Origin of the sequence: Carboxylicivirga litoralis, from assembly GCF_025499605.1 — a bacterium.
GTDB lineage: Bacteria > Bacteroidota > Bacteroidia > Bacteroidales > Marinilabiliaceae > Carboxylicivirga > Carboxylicivirga litoralis.
Genome location: NZ_JAFMVC010000017.1, coordinates 94,602 through 112,906 on the forward strand (window position 1 = coordinate 94,602; position 18,305 = coordinate 112,906).

Annotated in this window: 15 protein-coding genes; 7 read left to right on the forward strand and 8 right to left on the reverse strand. The window is 39.7% G+C overall.

The window, feature by feature from the left end; translation table 11 throughout:
• Positions 1-115: 115 nt before the first annotated feature.
• From J1N10_RS15115 to J1N10_RS15130, 4 genes are all read left to right on the forward strand, one after another.
• Complete coding sequence (locus J1N10_RS15115; RefSeq protein ID WP_262327565.1) at positions 116-2,071, forward strand: YgiQ family radical SAM protein; 1,956 nt, start codon at positions 116-118, stop codon at positions 2,069-2,071.
• A gap of 20 nt (positions 2,072-2,091) precedes the next feature.
• Positions 2,092-2,832: a DUF4197 domain-containing protein gene (locus tag J1N10_RS15120; RefSeq protein ID WP_262327566.1), complete on the forward strand. Its 741-nt coding sequence runs from the start codon at positions 2,092-2,094 to the stop codon at positions 2,830-2,832.
• Positions 2,833-2,916: 84 nt separating this feature from the next.
• Positions 2,917-4,617 (forward strand): UvrD-helicase domain-containing protein, encoded by a 1,701-nt coding sequence (locus J1N10_RS15125; protein ID WP_262327567.1) that lies wholly within the window; start codon positions 2,917-2,919, stop codon positions 4,615-4,617.
• A gap of 100 nt (positions 4,618-4,717) precedes the next feature.
• The gene (locus J1N10_RS15130; protein ID WP_262327568.1) at positions 4,718-5,056 is read left to right on the forward strand and encodes a DsrE family protein; all 339 of its coding nucleotides are present in this window, start codon (positions 4,718-4,720) and stop codon (positions 5,054-5,056) included.
• Between the two features lie 82 nt (positions 5,057-5,138).
• Here J1N10_RS15130 and J1N10_RS15135 read toward each other — a convergent pair whose 3' ends face one another.
• From J1N10_RS15135 to ffh, 3 genes are all read right to left on the reverse strand, one after another.
• A complete protein-coding gene (locus J1N10_RS15135; protein ID WP_262327569.1) occupies positions 5,139-6,629 on the reverse strand; it encodes a NapC/NirT family cytochrome c in 1,491 nt (496 codons plus the stop codon).
• Positions 6,630-6,817: 188 nt separating this feature from the next.
• Positions 6,818-7,699 (reverse strand): bifunctional methylenetetrahydrofolate dehydrogenase/methenyltetrahydrofolate cyclohydrolase FolD, encoded by an 882-nt coding sequence (folD, locus tag J1N10_RS15140; RefSeq protein WP_262327570.1) that lies wholly within the window; start codon positions 7,697-7,699, stop codon positions 6,818-6,820.
• A gap of 232 nt (positions 7,700-7,931) precedes the next feature.
• Positions 7,932-9,269: a signal recognition particle protein gene (ffh, locus tag J1N10_RS15145; protein WP_262327571.1), complete on the reverse strand. Its 1,338-nt coding sequence runs from the start codon at positions 9,267-9,269 to the stop codon at positions 7,932-7,934.
• A gap of 358 nt (positions 9,270-9,627) precedes the next feature.
• Between ffh and J1N10_RS15150 the strand changes: the two genes are divergently transcribed.
• The 3 genes from J1N10_RS15150 to J1N10_RS15160 all read left to right on the forward strand — a co-directional run bounded on the left by J1N10_RS15150 (position 9,628) and on the right by J1N10_RS15160 (position 13,546).
• A complete protein-coding gene (locus tag J1N10_RS15150; protein ID WP_262327572.1) occupies positions 9,628-10,404 on the forward strand; it encodes a polysaccharide biosynthesis/export family protein in 777 nt (258 codons plus the stop codon).
• A gap of 9 nt (positions 10,405-10,413) precedes the next feature.
• Positions 10,414-12,795, forward strand: a complete 2,382-nt coding sequence (locus J1N10_RS15155; protein ID WP_262327573.1) for a polysaccharide biosynthesis tyrosine autokinase — start codon at positions 10,414-10,416, stop codon at positions 12,793-12,795.
• Positions 12,796-12,859: 64 nt separating this feature from the next.
• Entirely contained in the window at positions 12,860-13,546 is a 687-nt protein-coding gene (locus J1N10_RS15160) for a DUF4377 domain-containing protein (protein ID WP_262327574.1), read from the forward strand.
• A gap of 62 nt (positions 13,547-13,608) precedes the next feature.
• On the opposite strand, the gene J1N10_RS15165 is transcribed toward J1N10_RS15160, so the two are convergent.
• Genes J1N10_RS15165 through mce form a run of 5 tightly spaced genes read right to left on the reverse strand, consistent with a single transcriptional unit; the run spans position 13,609 to position 17,715 of the window.
• A complete protein-coding gene (locus J1N10_RS15165) occupies positions 13,609-14,865 on the reverse strand; it encodes a sodium ion-translocating decarboxylase subunit beta (protein WP_262327575.1) in 1,257 nt (418 codons plus the stop codon).
• Positions 14,866-14,903: 38 nt separating this feature from the next.
• The gene (locus J1N10_RS15170; protein WP_262327576.1) at positions 14,904-15,332 is read right to left on the reverse strand and encodes a biotin/lipoyl-containing protein; all 429 of its coding nucleotides are present in this window, start codon (positions 15,330-15,332) and stop codon (positions 14,904-14,906) included.
• A 6-nt stretch (positions 15,333-15,338) separates the two neighbouring features.
• Entirely contained in the window at positions 15,339-15,701 is a 363-nt protein-coding gene (locus tag J1N10_RS15175) for an OadG family protein (protein ID WP_262327577.1), read from the reverse strand.
• An 11-nt stretch (positions 15,702-15,712) separates the two neighbouring features.
• Positions 15,713-17,272: an acyl-CoA carboxylase subunit beta gene (locus J1N10_RS15180; RefSeq protein ID WP_262327578.1), complete on the reverse strand. Its 1,560-nt coding sequence runs from the start codon at positions 17,270-17,272 to the stop codon at positions 15,713-15,715.
• Between the two features lie 32 nt (positions 17,273-17,304).
• A complete protein-coding gene (gene mce / locus J1N10_RS15185) occupies positions 17,305-17,715 on the reverse strand; it encodes a methylmalonyl-CoA epimerase (RefSeq protein ID WP_262327579.1) in 411 nt (136 codons plus the stop codon).
• Between the last annotated feature and the right edge of the window lie 590 nt (positions 17,716-18,305).

The window sequence follows — 18,305 nt, forward strand, 5'->3', positions numbered from 1 at the left end:
AAAAAAACCTTTAACTCTTTTAGTGGTTATTCTTTCATAAAGCTGCTTTTAAATTAAAGCAACGAAACGAATGAGAAAGCAAGATAATTAAAATTCAGCTACATTTGCCAACGATATGATAAAAACAGAACGAAGCACCGATAACAATCGGAGAAAGATGGAAGATTGGCTGCCAACATCAGCCAAAGAGGTAGAAAGACGCGGTTGGGACAGTGTTGATGTTATTTTATTTACGGGTGATGCTTATGTGGATCATCCTGCCTTCGGTGCCGCTGTGGTTGGTCGTATGTTAGAAGCACATGGACTACGTGTAGCCATAATCCCACAACCTAACTGGCGCGATGATTTACGCGACTTTAAAAAACTGGGTCGCCCCAACTATTTTTTTGGCGTGACGGCCGGTGCTATGGATTCAATGGTGAATCACTATACAGCCAATCGACGGTTACGCTCTGATGATGCTTATACACCAGATGGACGAGCAGGACAACGACCTGATTATGCCTCTGCAGTCTATTGTAATATTTTAAAGGAGCTGTATCCGGATGTACCAGTTTTACTGGGTGGCATTGAAGCTTCATTGCGACGTGTAACTCATTATGACTATTGGGCCGACAAACTTAAACCCAGTATTTTAGCAGAATCCAAAGCCGATTTATTGGTCTATGGCATGGGCGAACAGCCTTTATTAGAAATCATCCGCCTGATCGACCGCGGGGTGCCTGTTGAAAGCCTGAAAACCATTCCGCAAACAGCTTTTTTACTGGATCAAGAAGCACCTTTACCCAAAAATAAGAACTGGAAAGATTTAGAGCTTCATTCGCACGAAGAATGCCTGGACGACAAATTGAACTATGCCAGAAACTTTCGCCACGTGGAGGAAGAGTCCAATCGCTGGAATGCTGCACGATTAATACAAACCATTGGCGATAGTAAAATTGTAATTAATCCGCCTTATCCCCCTATGTCCACGGGAGAACTAGATGCTTCTTTTGATTTACCCTACACGCGCCTACCTCACCCGCGCTATGTGGCCAAAGGCCCCATTCCGGCTTTTGAAATGATTAAGTTTTCTGTCAACATGCATCGCGGATGCTTCGGCGGCTGTAGCTTTTGCACCATCTCGGCGCACCAGGGCAAATTTATCGCATCCCGTTCCAAAGAAAGCATATTGAAAGAAGTGGATGAAATTGCTCAAATGCCAGGCTTTAAAGGCTATTTATCTGACCTAGGCGGGCCAAGTGCTAACATGTACAAGATGGAAGGCAAAAACCTACGCATTTGTCAACGTTGCACACGCCCGTCATGTATTCATCCGAATATTTGCACCAACCTCAATACCGATCACAGTGAGATGACTGATATTTACAAGTCAGTTAACCAACGGGAAGATATTAAGAAAGCTTTTATTGGCAGTGGTGTGCGCTACGACATGTTATACAACCCAATGGCCTCAGCGGATGAGCAAAAAAGCCATAAAGCCTATATGGAAGAGCTGATTGTCAATCATGTTTCCGGACGATTAAAGGTAGCCCCCGAACATACCTCCGACCAGGTATTGAAGATTATGCGCAAGCCAACATTTAAACTATTTCATAAGTTTAAAGCAGATTTTGACCGCATTAACAAAACCAAACAACTTAACCAGCAGATTATTCCCTATTTTATTTCTAGTCATCCGGGAAGTGAAGAACTGGACATGGCTAACCTGGCCTGCGAAACCCATGACATGGATTTTAAACTGGAACAGGTACAGGATTTTACGCCTACTCCTATGACGGTAGCTACGGTTATCTATTATTCCGGCGTCCATCCGTATACGCTGGAAGAAACCTATACCCCTCGTACTAAAAACGAAAAATTACAGCAACGCATGTACTTGTTTTGGTACAAAAAAGAGTATCAAGAAAAAATCAAAGAACGCCTTAAAAGCTTTAAACGGTTTGACATGCTTAAAAAGTTATTCCCTGAAAAAGAAAACAAAGAACCAGTCAAACACGCCAAAGGCAAAAGAAATAAGCCGAAACAATTTTCGAAACATAAGAAAAACAATTTCAAATCAAGAAGATAATCGCCATAAACATAAATTCCATGAAAAGAATCATTTACTTTCTGTCCATACTAACCCTAAGCGCTTGTGCCGAGTTAACTGCCGTAATTGATGCCTACGAAGCATCTGCTCCTTTAACTGAAACAGATGTAGCAACCGGATTAAAAGAAGCCCTTAGAGTTGGAACGGATTCTGCATCTGCTCATTTGGGCCATACCAATGGTTATTATGGCGATGACCTGGTGAAGATTCTTTTACCCGAAGAAGCCGATATCATCGTAAAAAATGCCTCAAAAATACCAGGTGGCGAAAAAGTGATTGAAGATGTGGTGATGCATATCAATCGGGCGGCCGAAGATGCTGCCAAAGATGCCGGTCCTGTCTTTTGGGGCGCCATTAAACAAATGAGTATCACAGATGCTTTTAATATTTTAAACGGCGAAAAGGATGCTGCTACTCAGTACTTAAAGACAACAACTTACGATGAGTTATTTAAACTATACAATCCACGTATTCAAGCTTCATTAGATAAAGAGATTGCAGCGGGCATATCGCCTAATATGTCATGGGAAACACTGACTGGCAAATGGAATAAAATTGCTGGTAATCCGCTTGGACAAATGGCCGGACTTAATACGGTAAATGTTGATTTGGATGCCTATTTGACAGAACAAGCACTCAATGGTCTTTTTATTAAGATTGCCGAAGAAGAGGCACACATTCGTAAAGACCCCATGGCCAGGGTCAATGATATCTTAAAGCGAGTGTTTGGTAGTGTTTAGGTCAATAGATCGGAAGGTCGATAGGTAATTAGATTATTAGAACGATGTTTTCTATTTTAATTTTTCACTTTTCTCTTTTATCAAGTGCAACTAACCGACGAACAGGAACAAATAATAGCGCACGAAGGTAACTTAAAAGTCAATGCGGTTGCTGGCTCTGGCAAAACAACTACCATTCTTCAGTATGCTCAAAGGCGACCTAAATCACCTATTTTATACCTGGCTTTTAACAAATCGGTTAAACTTGAGGCTGAGTATAAACTAAGTCAGATGAGTTTAAGCAATGTGCGGGTTGAAACAGCCCACTCATTGGCTTACAAGTATACAGCGCCTTATCAGCGCCACAAAATACGCTTTGATTATAAGCCGCATGAAATTGTAGCAATACTAAACATCAGACCAAAAGCAGGCGATTTATCACATCTCAAGCTGGCCAGCCATGTCTATCGATTTGTACGCTATTTTTGCAACTCCATGGCTCAGAAAGTGGCTGAAATCAACTATCTGGAAACACTAAGCGACCTGGAGAGCCTGGCATTTGCCACCGAAAACCATGAGTTGATAGTGCATTACACCCGTCTCTTCCTGGCAAAAATGCACAAAGGCGAAGTAGATATTATCCACGATTTTTACCTGAAACAGTTCCAACTTAGCCAACCCGTACTTTCATACGACTATATATTATTTGACGAAGGACAAGATGCATCAGGTGCCATGCTGGCAGCATTTATCAAGCAGCCGGCCAATAAAATTATTATTGGTGACCAGCATCAGCAAATATATGGCTGGCGCTTTGCCACCAATGCCCTTCAGCAAGTTGATTTTCAAACAATGGATTTAAGCAAGAGCTTTCGATTTAACCAGGAAGTGGCGCGGCTATCGAAATCCATCCTTCAGCTTAAAACACACATTGGCCAAAATAGCAAAGTATGTTTACAAGGCCTGGGTACACATCAACCAATTAATAGTCGTGTTACCTTAGCCCGCTCCAACAGTAAACTCGTATCTCGCGCTATTGAACTACTCATCCAGCAAAAAGAACTCAGCAAAATATATTTTGAAGGACAGCTGAGCTCCTACACTTTCTCTGAAGACGGCGGTTCCATTTACGATGTATTGAATTTATATAACAACCAACGCCATTTAATTAAAGATGACCTTATTAAATCAATACCAAGCTTCGACCACTTAAAAGACTACCTGGAAGAAACTTCAGACACCTCATTAAAAGCTTTAGTTGATTTAGTGGAAAAATACCACAAAGACATCCCGTATTTTATCAGCCGCATTAAAGAATGTTGTGTAGATGAAGCTGATAAAGACAAGGCCGACATGGTATTCTCAACTGTTCATAAAGCCAAAGGCATGGAATACGACCAGGTGTTTATTATGGATGATTTTATTAATGAACAGCAGATAATTGATGCTAAAGAAGCCATAAAAGCGCAGGAAATTAATCCAGAAGCGGTGGCAGAAGAAATTAACCTGCTGTATGTGGCCGCCACGCGGACTAAATCAAAGCTGCACCTGCCTATCCATCTACTACCTTCCTCCTATCAAATTCATGATTTTAATACGGTAAGTAATAACCTTAACCTGTCGCTTAAACCCAAGACTGTTAAAACTAAACCACAGCGGAGCAATCAATTGTGGTCAAAAATGGAAGAAGCCGAATTGAAACAGTTGTTCATCCAAGGCAAAACAGTAAAAGAAATTGCCTTACTACTAGGCAGAAGCCAAAGCGCTGTCATAAGGCGGGTGGAAAAGCTGGATTTGTGGTTTTAAAGTTCCACTCCTATTCATCTCAATTATGACTAGAGTAAATCGAATATTTACCCGATAAATCAGCTGTTTTCAATACCTTTGATACTTAAAAATTATTCAAATGAAAAAATTAACTGACCTACTGCAGATAACCCGAAATGGTATGGGAAGTGGCGCTCAAGAACTTTCGCACAAATTACTAAAAACGTATCTTAGACTTATTGCTGAAGACAACAGACTTCCTTCAATAATAGTATTTTACAATGAGGGAGTTAAAGTGCTGGATGAATCCAATGGTTATAAAGAGGAACTATTAAATTTAGAACAGAAAGGTTGTAAACTAATAGCTTGCACCACCTGCCTAAATTATTACAACATTGAGCCTGTGGCGGGTATTAAAGGTACCATGCCCGATATCATCACCTTGCAAAGTGATGCCGATAAAGTAATCACGCTGTAGTTTTCTTACGAAACAACGAAATGACAAATAGAAAAATCTCCCTATACACCTTGTAAAGGGAGATTTTTTAATGGCCATCCTATTACAAATATAAGTAACGATGGCAATCTGTGCACAGCGACTCTTTCCAAACTTCATCGATATCCACCGGATGCTTAAATGGCAGCGGTTCGCTTCCGCCTGAAAATTCTTCTTCGCCTGGTCTTCCCTGCTTTAATATAGTGTGGCAGGCATTACAATCACGCGTAATCTTGTCATTAGTCGAACTCATGTGCGTATCGTTATGGCACCTGAAACAGCCATTGTATTCAACATGCCCGATATGATCGGAATACACATCCCAGCTGGCTTTCATCTCAGGAAACACATTGCGTCTGAAACCATCAGACACGCCAGCAATGGCTTTATCAACACTTGCAGCGGGTATCCCGGGATAATTTCCCTGGTAAAACTTACTTATTTCGGTCTTAATTACCGACAAGGCAGCGTCTTCGGTCGGATATGGATCTTTTAAAATACCCATCGCGACGCGCTTTATTTCCGGAAGAAAAGGAATATTGCCCGAAGCCATGGCCACATCCACAAACTGCTGGGGCAACAGGTAATTGTGCGAAGGCCGGTTATGACAATCCATACAATCCATTACCCGCGGCTTGGCAGCAGCAATGGTGGCCGAATCCAGCGGAGCCCAGCTATCCTCATACACCATTGTATCGCCCGTTGCCAGATTCACGGAACGCACCCAGGGTAAAACTTCCCGGCTTTCATCTTCAGCAATGTATTCAATGCGCACGTTGGGGTTAATGTGCCAATGAATGCCTTCCACCAGGTTGTTGGCACTGTGCTGACTGTTGGTTTTAATCAACAACTGGATATCCCATTGCGTGTTGGCTGAATCGGACAAGAAATGCCGTTCGAACTGCATTCGCGGCGTATAAAACTTTTCGGGCCAGTGACATTCTTCACAGGTTTCTTTGGCCGGACGAAGATCACTGATTGGTGTGAGTATCGGCCTCGGATAATTATCGGCTACAACAGCATAGACCTGGTACAAACCCGACAATTTGGATTTAACATACCAGTTAGCCCCCTGCCCTACGTGACATTCAACACAAGCCACCCGGGCATGAGATGAATTCATATAGGTGATGTACTCAGGTTTCATCACATTGTGGCACACCTGCCCACAGAACTCAACCGATTCGGTATAGTGATAGGCTTCGTAGCTACCAACGGCAGTAATCAGCATAAAGACAACCGTTCCTATTACAAATATGGCCGCTGCATTTCGGTATCGCGGATCATTAAAATCAATGACAAGCCAACGGGTAGATACAGGCTCATTAAGGCGCTTTGCCCGCTTAACGGCCCTGTACATCCCAATCGGGATCAACAACAAGCCCATGATTAATATAACCGGCAAAAGAATGTAGGTAAACAGCCCCAGATAGGAACTGCCTGCATCAAAAATAACAGAAAACAAAAAGGATAAAACAATTAAAACAAGTGCGAAACCACTAATAACGGTTCCGGCTAGCGACAAGGGATTGTAGTATGAATGAGGCAACTTCATCGGATCGTTTTGATAAAAGTTACGACTCCTGCCCTATATTTTCAACACATTGGCCTGTTCAATGGTCAATTACACATTAACTATTCGTCAATGAAATGCTTCTAAACCACTGTATTTGTGCTTTATAAAAAAAAATAAAAAAGGCTGACAGTATAACCATCAGCCCTTGTCATATCCTTTAACGCTTCTTAACTATAAATCTCTTTCTTAGCAGACTTCAGCGTATTAATAATCAACGAAGTAATGGTCATTGGACCTACACCACCCGGAACTGGTGTAATATAAGAGCATTTAGGCGCTACTTCATCAAATAACACATCCCCTTTCAAGCGCCATCCTGATTTAGTATCCATTGCCGGAACACGAGTTGTACCCACATCAATCACCACAGCTCCTTCTTTCACCATATCGCCTTTAACAAAACCTGGCGAACCGATAGCCGCTACAATAATATCAGCACTCAAGCACAATTCTTTAAGGTTAGCCGTGCGACTGTGAGCCACTGTAACCGTCGCATTACCAGGATTACCTTTTTGCGACAACAGCACGCTCATTGGGCGTCCTACAATATTGCTACGACCAACCACAACCACATGCTTACCCGATGTTTCAATCTTGTATCGCTTTAACAGCTCCATAATACCCTGTGGCGTTGCTGAAATAAAAGCCGGCATACCAATTGTCATTCGTCCTACGTTAACCGGATGAAAACCATCCACATCTTTACGCGGATCGATAGTTTCGTTAACTTTCTCTTCATCAATATGCTTTGGCAATGGTAACTGAACAATAAATCCATCTACATCCTGGTCATTGTTTAACTCCTTCACCTTATTTAATAACTCTTCTTCAGTTACATCATCGTCGTAACGTATGAGGCTCGATTTAAAACCCACTTCTTCGCAGGCTTTCATTTTACCTGATACATATGATTCACTACCACCATCGTGGCCTACCAGGATAGCTGCCAAATGAGGTATTTTACCTCCAGCTGCTTTGATAGCTTCTACTTCTGCAGCAATCTCTTTTCTTACTTCTTTCGATGTTAGTTTTCCATCAATCAGTTGCATGATTATTGATTTAGGGGTTATTACCAAGTCGGAAGACAGAAGCCCCGATAGCTATCGGGGGAAGACAGAAGTAGATAGAACCACTTAAATCTAAACATCTGCGACCCACGCGTTTTTATTTATATATTAAACCACAAAGACACCAGGTACACAAAGTAGTTCCCTTTGCATTCTTAGTGTCTTTGTGGTATAATTTCGACATCCTTAATCTAGGATTTTAATACTTTCTTATTTAACGACGGCGTCCAGTTGGCATTTTTCCCATCATTTTGCCCATTTTATTACCGGTCGTCATCATCTTCATGACTTTGCGCGTATCGTCAAACTGCTTGATCAAACGATTCACTTCCTGAATGGTTGTTCCACTACCTGCTGCGATACGTTTTTTACGGCTTCCGTTAATAATGCCCGGTTGCTCACGCTCTGCCGGTGTCATCGAACGAATAATTGCTTCAATCCCTTTAAAGGCATCATCGTCAAAATCGATATTCTTCAGCATCTTACCCATTCCAGGAATCATGGCTGCCAAATCCTTCAGGTTACCCATCTTTTTGATTTGCTGAATCTGCTTCAAGAAATCGTCGAAGTTAAACTGGTTCTTGGCAATCTTCTTCTGCAGCTTACGGGCTTCTTCTTCATCGTATTGCTCTTGAGCACGCTCTACAAGTGAAACGATATCACCCATACCCAAAATACGGTCGGCCATACGATTCGGGTGGAACACATCCAATGCTTCCATCTTTTCGCCAGTACCAACAAATTTAATTGGCTTATCAACAACACTACGAATCGATAATGCAGCACCACCACGTGTATCACCGTCTAACTTGGTTAGTACTACACCATCAAAGTCTAAGCGGTCGTTAAACTCCTTGGCTGTATTCACCGCATCCTGACCAGTCATCGAGTCAACCACAAACAGAATCTCATCCGGAGTTACAGCTTTCTTAACAGCTGAAATCTCTTCCATCATCTGCTCATCAATCGCTAAACGACCGGCGGTATCGATGATAACAACATCGTGTGCTCCTTTTTTAGCCTGTGCAATACCATCTTTGGCCAGTTTAACCGGGTCTTTACACCCCTCTTCGGTATAAACCGTGGCACCTATCTGCTCACCCAGTACCTGCAACTGGTTAATCGCTGCCGGACGATAAACATCGCCAGCCACCAATAAAGGATTCTTGCTACGCTTAGTTTTTAATAAATTGGCCAGCTTACCGGTAAATGTGGTTTTACCAGAACCTTGCAAACCTGCAATCAGAATAATACTTGGTGAACCGTTAAGGTTGATGTCGATTGACGTACCACCCATTAAAACAGCCAGCTCGTCATGAACCAGCTTCACCATCATCTCACCTGGTTTAACAGCATTTAGCACGTTTTGGCCCATGGCCTTTTGCTTTACTGTTTCGGTAAAGGTTTTGGCGGTTTTATAGTTAACATCGGCATCTAATAATGCACGACGAATATCCTTAAGTGTCTCGGCAATATTTAGTTCGGTGATTTTACTCTCACCTTTCAGTAGTTTAAATGACCTCTCCAGCCTTTCGCTCAGATTCTCAAACATTCCTGTAACTATTTTAAATTTTGTGCAAAATTAAAAAATTATAACAGATAGTTGTTAGTTTTTTATACAGAAGTGAATGCAAATAATAAAACCTAAAGCATGATCTAAAAAAGGAGAACTCACTTTCTCTCATGCCACGCTGATAATCTGCCATTTACAAACAACAATACTAATTACTGACAATTTTCAACGCATTTAACCGTTTATTTATTTTAATCATAGTCGGAATAAAGCCTGGAAAACGAATAAAAACTTATTTTTGCATAAAATATGAGCAACTCTATCTTTTTTCTATTTTTATAGCTACTAAACACTCAAAATAGCAATGCACACATATAATTGTAATCAAACCAAACACATGAAGTTTTTACCAAAATTAGCTGGTTTCTTGTTTGTTGTTTCACTATTCTCAAGTTGTATCCCACAAAAAGAAATTGTTTTATTACAGGATAAAAGTGACGATAGAAATTACCAAAATCCTTTTCAGCCGCTCGATAACATTACTGATAAATACTTCCTTCAACCGAATGATTACTTATTTATTAATGTTTCAACACCAGATCCAAAAATCTCAGAATTCTTTAACCAGTCACAAAGTGGTAATGCAACTACGCAGCGCAACCAGAACTTCTTTTTTTATCAATTAGATGATTCGATGAATATTGATTTCCCGTATGTAGGTAAAATCAATATGAGCAATTGCAATGTTAGAATGGGTAAAGAACGCGTGCAGGAAGCGCTTAAACCCTTCCTTAAAGAATACAGCCTGACCTTTAAATTGGCATCAAATACGTTTACAGCTCTTGGAGAGTTTAGAAAACAAGGGGTGATTATAATGCAAAAAGAGCAAGTCACCATTTTTGAAGCCGTGGCCATGGCGGGCGGTGTTACCCCATTTGGTAAACAACGAAAAATGAAATTGGTGCGTCAACTACCGGATGGGCCTGTTACTTATCAGATTGATTTGACCGATAAAAACATTGTCAATTCAGAGTATTATTACATCTACCCTAACGACATGCTTTATGTACGTCCAATGAAAGCTAAACAGTTAGGCATTGGCGAATCATTCTCAATCGGAATTATCACTACCGCTTTAGCTCTTTACCTGACCTTACAAACCATTATCAACTAATTTGAATTCATGTCGCCCGAAACACATAATTCTCAACCGAACAATTCGTTATTTAACATAGACATAAAACGCTTTATCCAGGATTTAATACACTACTGGTGGCTGTTTGCCATAACTATTCCCATCAGTTTATTAAGTGTATTTATGGTGCATCGCTATATCCATCCGGTTTATAGCGCCACCATCACTCTATTAATGGAAGAACGCGGCGATGTGATGCCGAAAAACGATATTATGCAAGGATTTGGTTTAACCCCTGGACAACGAAGCGTTGATAACCAGATTGCCATCCTTACCTCTTGGGATATTGTGCAGCAAACCATCGATCAACTTGATTTTCATGTGAGCTATTATGCCGAAGGTCGCTTGAAAAATACAGAAATGTATCGTAGCACTAATTATGTGATAGAATTTGATTCTGCCTATCCTCAATTAATTAATGTGCCAATCTATGTTGTTCCGCTAGACGACAAAAAATGCGAGATTAGAGTTGAAGCTGAAAACGGAGGCAGCACTTATCTTTATCAGAGTAAAACAAGTGGAGGAACAGTTGGTCCCATCAACTTTGATACAACTGTTAATTATAACGAGACGGTTAAAACACCTTGGGCCAATTTTAAGGTAGTTCCTCGCAACCCTAATAATCACTCGAACATTGAGCAATATTTTATTTTTAACAATCCCCGCACCTTAGCTAGCCAATATAAGAGTAAACTTAGAGCTCAACTACCAAGCGAAGGATCTTCTATTATTAGAGTTTCGATGACTGGTAAAAACAACAATAAAAACCAGGTTTTCCTAAATAAGCTGGCTGAAGTTTTCATTGCCAATAACCTCAAACAAAAGAATTTAATAGCCACCAATACCATTGATTTCATTAGTCAACAGCTGGTTGTGATAGCAGATACACTGCAGTTAACAGGCTCTGAACTAAGTCAGTTTAGAACTGATAACCGAATTCAAAGCGTTTCGGCCAAAGCGGAATACTTATTTAGTGGTATGCAGGAAATCGATCAGAAACTTACTGAGTTAGAGATAAAGAAAAGTTACTACTTGTATTTAAAAGACTATTTCTCTGCTGATTTAACCGAAGAGCATGTACTCGCCCCTGCCATGTATGAAATGGAAAACAGTATCCTTAGTGAGCAGATTAAAGCTATTATGGAACTTAACTCGCAGCGTTTATCAATTGGCTTGTATGGTGAGCAACTGAATCTGGCAAACAAAGATTTAGTAAATCAAATTGAAATTGCACGTCAGACACTCTTAAAAACCATAACCAGTCAGCTGAGTGTTTTTGAAAATAATAGGAAGCGTTTAATGGCCGAAAAACACAAGAATGAGCAAGAATTATATGGTCTGCCCGAAACTGAGCGCAGACTACTGGGCATTGAGCGTAAATTTGAATTGAGTAATGAAGTATATACATTTTTATTACGAAAGCAGTCAGAGGCTCAGATACAAAAAGCATCCAACACGCCTGATCATCAAGTATTGGAAAGTGCTCGATTCTCAGGACAAGTATCACCAGATAAAGCAGGTAACCAGAAAAAAGCTTTATTACTTGGAATCATTATTCCTTTAGTATTTCTGGCGTTACGCCAATTGCTGAATAACAAAATCATCGATATAGAGGATATTGAACGCATCACTTCACTCCCGGTTATAGGAAATATCATACACAATCCCAATGATGAATCCAACGTGGTTAATTCGCACCCTAAATCTGTTGTTACCGAAACTTTCAGACGCGTTAGAACACGCATAGAATTCATGAATAAAGGTATTGAATCGCCTATTATTGGCGTTTCATCATCGATGCCTGGCGAAGGAAAAACATTTTGCGCCTTAAATATGTCGGCTGCCTTTGCGCTTAGTGGCAAGAAAACAGCATTACTTGGTTTTGACATGCGTAAACCAGGTATGAATAAAATTTTTGATAGTCATAACCAGCTGGGTATTTCAAATTACCTGATTGGACAAGTAGAATACGAAGATATATTGATGGAATCGGGACAAGAAAACCTGACAATTATACCTTCAGGTAACGTTCCTCCGAACCCTTCAGAACTGATTAGTTCTGATAAAACAGGGATATTGATTAAAAAACTAAAATCAGAATTTGACATTATCATTCTAGATACACCTCCAATGGGCATTGTTTCTGACCCCTACTTGTTAGCACGCCATACGGATACATTGGTATTTTTAGTCCGTCAACAACATACGATTAAAACGGTTCTTGCGCAAACTATTAAAAACATGCGAGAAGAAGAAATTACAAATGTTGGTATCCTCTTAAATGACATTCATGCTAAAAGGCATAAATATGGCTATGGTTACGGATACGGTTACGGTTACGGGTATGGTCACGGCTATTATGAAGAATAATTAACATTATTGCTATTTAATTTATTATTGTCGTAATTTACATGGTAATCAATCACTTATTACCATGAAGTACTCTATTTACATTACCCTATCGTTAGTTCTTTTGGCTTGTTTCTCAAGTGGAAATAAGCAAGACACTAAAGCTACGAAATCTGATACTTCAGTTTTATTTGTAGCTCCGTACAAAGTTGATTGTGTTGGTGTTGGCCCGATGAATTGTCTTCTGGTTAAAAGAGAAATCAACCAACAATGGGAAAACTTCTATTCGCCAATTAAAGGCTTTCAGCACGAGGCAGGAATATCATATAAAATTAAAGTAAAAACCAGGAAGAAGAAGAATATACCTGCAGATGCCTCATCTTTAGCTTATGAATTAATAGAAATCATTGAATCGCATCCATATAATCCAAACACTCAAGTATTGCACGACATCTGGGGTGTTGTTGAAGTGATGGGTGAAAATCCTTTAAAATCAAATTGCGAACAAACCATTGAAATTAATCTAGCCGATAGCATTGCTATGGGGAAAGGTGGCTGCAATAACTATAGAGGCGAAATATCGATACTGGAAAACAGTAATCGAATCAAGTTTAAAAATATTTTAGCCTCACGTCGCACCTGCCCCCATCAAAGCTTGGAAAATAAATACATACAAACTTTGAATCAAGTGGATGCCTACTTTAGGTTCAACCAAAATCTCTATTTGTTGCACAATGATACAGTCATCATTAAATGCAAGCGCATGGATTAATAGAATAAAAAAATGGCCGATAGTATAATCTACCGGCCATTTATATATTTCTAATGTATTTTTTACATCAAGAATGATAACAGAATACCCGCTGCTACTGCCGAGCCAATTACACCAGAAACGTTTGGTGCCATGGCATGCATTAGCAAGTGATTGTTCGGGTCACTTTTCAATCCTTCGTGCTGAACAACACGCGCTGAATCGGGTACTGCTGATACTCCAGCCGCTCCGATTAATGGATTAATTTTGTTATCGCCTTTTAAGAAAACATTCATTAAGCGAGCAAATAATAAACCACCAGCTGTAGCCACCATAAACGAAACAGCACCTAAGCCAAAGATTTTCAACGAATCTGTTGTCAAGAAATAATCGGCCTGAGTTGATGCCCCAACAGTGATACCCAATAAAATAGTAACGATATTAATCATTGAGTTACGCGCTGTATCAGCTAAACGTTCAGTTACACCAGACTCTTTTAATAAGTTTCCGAAGAACAACATACCTAATAGTGGTAATGCTGATGGTGAGATAAACGTCGTTAGTAATAAGCCAATAATCGGGAACATGATTTTCTCTGTCTTCGAAACGGCGCGCGGAGGTTTCATTTTAATTGTACGCTCATGCTTTGGAATAATTAAGCGCATAATTGGAGGCTGAATCACCGGCACCAATGCCATGTATGAATAGGCTGCAATAGCAATCGCTCCCATCAAGGTTGGCGCTAACTTCGACGACAAGAAAATTGCCGTAGGACCATCTGCTCCACCGATAATGCCAATTGCACCTGCTTCCTGAGGTGTAAAGCCCATCCATGATGCCCCTAAGAATGTAGCAAAAATACCTACCTGAGCAGCAGCTCCAAGAATCATTAACTTTGGATTGGAAATCAATGACGAAAAGTCGGTCATGGCTCCAATACCCAAGAAAATTAATGGCGGATAAACCCCTTGTTGTACACCAAAGTATAAGTAGTTTAATACAGAACCCTCTTCGTAAAGACCAATTTTATACCCCTCTAAAAATGGGATATTACCCAAAATTACACCGGTACCAATTGGAATTAATAAAAGTGGTTCGTAATCATATTTAATGGCCAGAAAAATAAAGAACAACCCCACACCAATCATAATCAGGTGTGTGAAGTGCACGTTATGAAATCCTGTAAAATTCCAGAATGTTTCCAGCCCTTTTGATGCATGATCCATAAAGGTGTCGCCAGCAGCATCTGGGCCGGCAGCGAACGCTTCAAAACCACCTCCAATAAACTGAAGGCTGAAAAGAAGCGATAAAACACCAAAAAGAGTGATAAATCTTTTCATAATTAATTTTTATTCAATAGCATAACTTCACAATGAAATTACACCATTTCAATTAATACATCGTTTTGTAATACTGCATCACCAACTGATACTTTAACAGAAGAAACTGTACCGTCTTTTTCAGCCAATACGTTGTTTTCCATTTTCATGGCTTCCATAATCAACAAAACGTCACCCTTTTTCACGGTGTCACCTTCGTTAACCAATACTTTGAAGATGTTACCAGGAAGCGGTGCATTCACCTTAATGGCTTTGCCACCGTCTTTTTTAGTAATAAAGCCTTCACCTGGTTTACGCTGTATTTCTTTACGAACCAACTTAGGTGTTTTGGCTGTCTTTTTAACTTCCTGATGAATTTCTACTTCATACTTTGTGCCGTTCACTTCTAATTGAGCGATATTTTCCTCAATATCCTGAAGATGAACATCATATTTATTACCTCTTATGGTAAAACTAAACTTTTTCATGTCCTGTTATCTGGGGAAATTAACATTGTTAAAACTATACACTTTAGAACTCCATGGAGAGTAACGTTTTTTCACCTCTTTAATGGTGATCACATTACTTTCTTCATCGTGCTGTTCGTTGAAATACATATGCAAAGCCATGGCAATAGCCGCATTGGTCTCACCAGTGATAACCAATTCATCATCTTCTACAGCCACATCTTTCTTTGCCATTCTGTTTTTCTTACGAAGCGCTCGTTTTGTGCCCCATGTTAAAATTTTGGGGACCGTTAAAAACACGCCGATTAAGAACACCAAAGCCACAAATACAATGAACCAACCTAATACGGTAATGGTCCACGTCATCGAGTCTACGATTAATAAATTCATATTTCTGTGGTTTAAAGTGGAATATTCGAGTGTTTCTTAGGAGGATTTGTTACTTTCTTAGTTTGTAAATTCTGGAAAGCTCTAATCACTCTAAAACGTGTATTTCGTGGCTCAATAACATCGTCAATATAACCATAAGAAGCCGCCTGATATGGATTAGCAAATGAGTCTTCGTATTCGTCGGTCTTTTTCTTAGCATATTCTGCTTTCTCCTCTTCAGTTTCCAGCTTCGAAATAGCTCTGCCTTCCAATACTTCAATAGCTCCTTTGGCACCCATTACCGCGATTTCCGCCATTGGCCATGCATAGTTAAAGTCACCCCTCAACTGTTTAGATGACATTACATCGTGTGCTCCACCGTATGACTTACGGATGGTAACAGTTACTTTAGGTACAGTTGCCTCACCATAAGCAAACATTAATTTCGCACCATGTATTATAATACCTGCATACTCCTGTCCCGAGCCAGGTAAGAATCCTGGAACATCAACCAATGTTAAGATAGGAATATTAAAAGCATCACACATTTGCACAAAACGAGCTGCTTTACGCGATGCATCGCAATCTAACACACCTGCCAGATAGTTTGGCTGGTTAGCTACCACACCAACCGACTGACCATCTAAACGACAGAATCCGGTAATGATGTTTTTAGCATAGTTACGGTGCACTTCTAAAAACTCACCTTCATCGGCAATAGAGAAGATAACATCGTTCATATCGTATGGTAAGTTCGGATTATCCGGTACGATATTATTTAATGCATCATCCAAGCGATCAATTGGGTCGTTGCATTCCAATACTGGAGCTTCCTCCATATTGTTTTGTGGTAAATAAGAAACCAATTTGCGAATTAACAACAAGCCTTCTTCTTCATTCTCACATTTAAAGTGAGCCACACCTGACTTAGAAGCATGAACATCTGCACCACCAAGGTCTTCAACTGTGATTTCTTCACCAGTAACAGTTTTAACCACCTTAGGACCTGTCACAAACATATACGATGATTCTTCTGTCATCATAATAAAGTCGGTTAATGCAGGCGAATAAACAGCACCTCCGGCACATGGACCAAAAATGGCCGAAATTTGAGGAATAACACCAGAAGCAAGAATATTACGCTCAAAAATCTCAGCATAACCAGCTAATGAAGTTACACCTTCCTGAATACGAGCACCTCCTGAATCATTGATACCAATAACTGGAGCTCCTACTTTCATGGCCATGTCCATAATTTTACAGATTTTCTGAGCCATTGTTTCAGACAATGATCCTCCGAATACTGTAAAATCCTGTGCATAAACATACACTACACGACCATCGATAGTACCATGACCTGTTACCACACCATCACCAAGAAACTTGTTCTTTTCCATACCAAAATTGGTACAACGGTGGGTTACAAACATGTCCAGTTCTTCAAAAGAACCTTCATCTAATAATACTTCAATTCTTTCGCGCGCAGTCATTTTACCTTGCGAATGCTGCTTTTCAATGCGCTTTTCACCACCACCCAACTTGGCTTCTGAGCGGAGGTCAATTAGTTTCTTAATTTTATCCTGAGTTGACATATGAAATTGTACGATTTAGTCAAACGATTAAATTATTTGTTAGGATCTTCGCAAAGCTCTGTCAATACACCAAAAGTTGATTTTGGATGAAGGAAGCCTATGTTTAAACCTTCTGCACCTTTACGAGGCGCTTTGTCAATTAATCTTACTCCTTGCTCTTCCGCGAATGTTAACTTTTCAGCTAAATTCTCTACGGCAAAAGCCATGTGGTGAATACCTTCTCCCTTTTTCTCGATGTACTTACCAATTGGCCCTTCAGAATCTGTTGATTCTAAAAGTTCAATTTTAGTATCACCAACTTTAAAAAACGCAGTCTTCACTTTCTGATCAGCTACTTCCTCAACAGCGTAACACTCTAATCCATAAACCTTTTCAAAGAAAGGAATTGCTTCTTTTAAATCTTTAACGGCGATCCCAATGTGCTCAATATGCGTAGGCTTCATATCTAATAATTTATTGTTTAATAAAAAATGAAAGAACAAAAGTAGAAACTAATCGAAATGTTTCCGCATATTTCCCCTAAAAAAAAGATTGTTTTAAAACATATAATGTCCTTAAAACAACGTTAAATAGTAATAAATCAAACTTGTTAGATATTTGCATATATTCAATTTTATAACCCAGTAGCTGACATGTCACCTCCTACAGTACTTACAATTTGAAAGAATTAGTGCAAAATACTATAAGTCAATTTAGACATATACTTACTATATGAAAGCAAATAACAGGATATTGAATTAATTAGAATTCAGCCCTTGTCATTGGTCTAAAATCTATAGTTTAAAAAATTGGCTTGCCAGGTAAGTACGCTTTGTATTGAGAAGACAATTTAGATGCGTAACAGATGTCAAGTTTTTCCTTTACTGGCTTTAAAAATTTATGCTGAAGTCAGAATTTGTTTCCAGTACCACTATACTAATGGAAACCTTATCAGAATCCTATAAACGCAAAAAATCCGATACTCAAATGAATATCGGATTTCTCTAAAAAAAGGCGGCGACCTACTCTCCCACTTCTACGCAGTACCATCGGC

Coding starts and splice junctions, on each gene's coding strand:
- J1N10_RS15130 (WP_262327568.1), top strand. CDS start 4,718: ATGAAAAAATTAACTGACCTACTGCAGATAACCCGAAATGGTATGGGA.
- J1N10_RS15165 (WP_262327575.1), bottom strand. CDS start 14,865: ATGAAAAGATTTATCACTCTTTTTGGTGTTTTATCGCTTCTTTTCAGC.
- J1N10_RS15170 (WP_262327576.1), bottom strand. CDS start 15,332: ATGAAAAAGTTTAGTTTTACCATAAGAGGTAATAAATATGATGTTCAT.
- J1N10_RS15135 (WP_262327569.1), bottom strand. CDS start 6,629: ATGAAGTTGCCTCATTCATACTACAATCCCTTGTCGCTAGCCGGAACC.
- J1N10_RS15175 (WP_262327577.1), bottom strand. CDS start 15,701: ATGAATTTATTAATCGTAGACTCGATGACGTGGACCATTACCGTATTA.
- J1N10_RS15155 (WP_262327573.1), top strand. CDS start 10,414: ATGTCGCCCGAAACACATAATTCTCAACCGAACAATTCGTTATTTAAC.
- J1N10_RS15150 (WP_262327572.1), top strand. CDS start 9,628: ATGAAGTTTTTACCAAAATTAGCTGGTTTCTTGTTTGTTGTTTCACTA.
- J1N10_RS15120 (WP_262327566.1), top strand. CDS start 2,092: ATGAAAAGAATCATTTACTTTCTGTCCATACTAACCCTAAGCGCTTGT.
- folD (WP_262327570.1), bottom strand. CDS start 7,699: ATGCAACTGATTGATGGAAAACTAACATCGAAAGAAGTAAGAAAAGAG.
- J1N10_RS15180 (WP_262327578.1), bottom strand. CDS start 17,272: ATGTCAACTCAGGATAAAATTAAGAAACTAATTGACCTCCGCTCAGAA.
- J1N10_RS15115 (WP_262327565.1), top strand. CDS start 116: ATGATAAAAACAGAACGAAGCACCGATAACAATCGGAGAAAGATGGAA.
- J1N10_RS15160 (WP_262327574.1), top strand. CDS start 12,860: ATGAAGTACTCTATTTACATTACCCTATCGTTAGTTCTTTTGGCTTGT.
- mce (WP_262327579.1), bottom strand. CDS start 17,715: ATGAAGCCTACGCATATTGAGCACATTGGGATCGCCGTTAAAGATTTA.
- ffh (WP_262327571.1), bottom strand. CDS start 9,269: ATGTTTGAGAATCTGAGCGAAAGGCTGGAGAGGTCATTTAAACTACTG.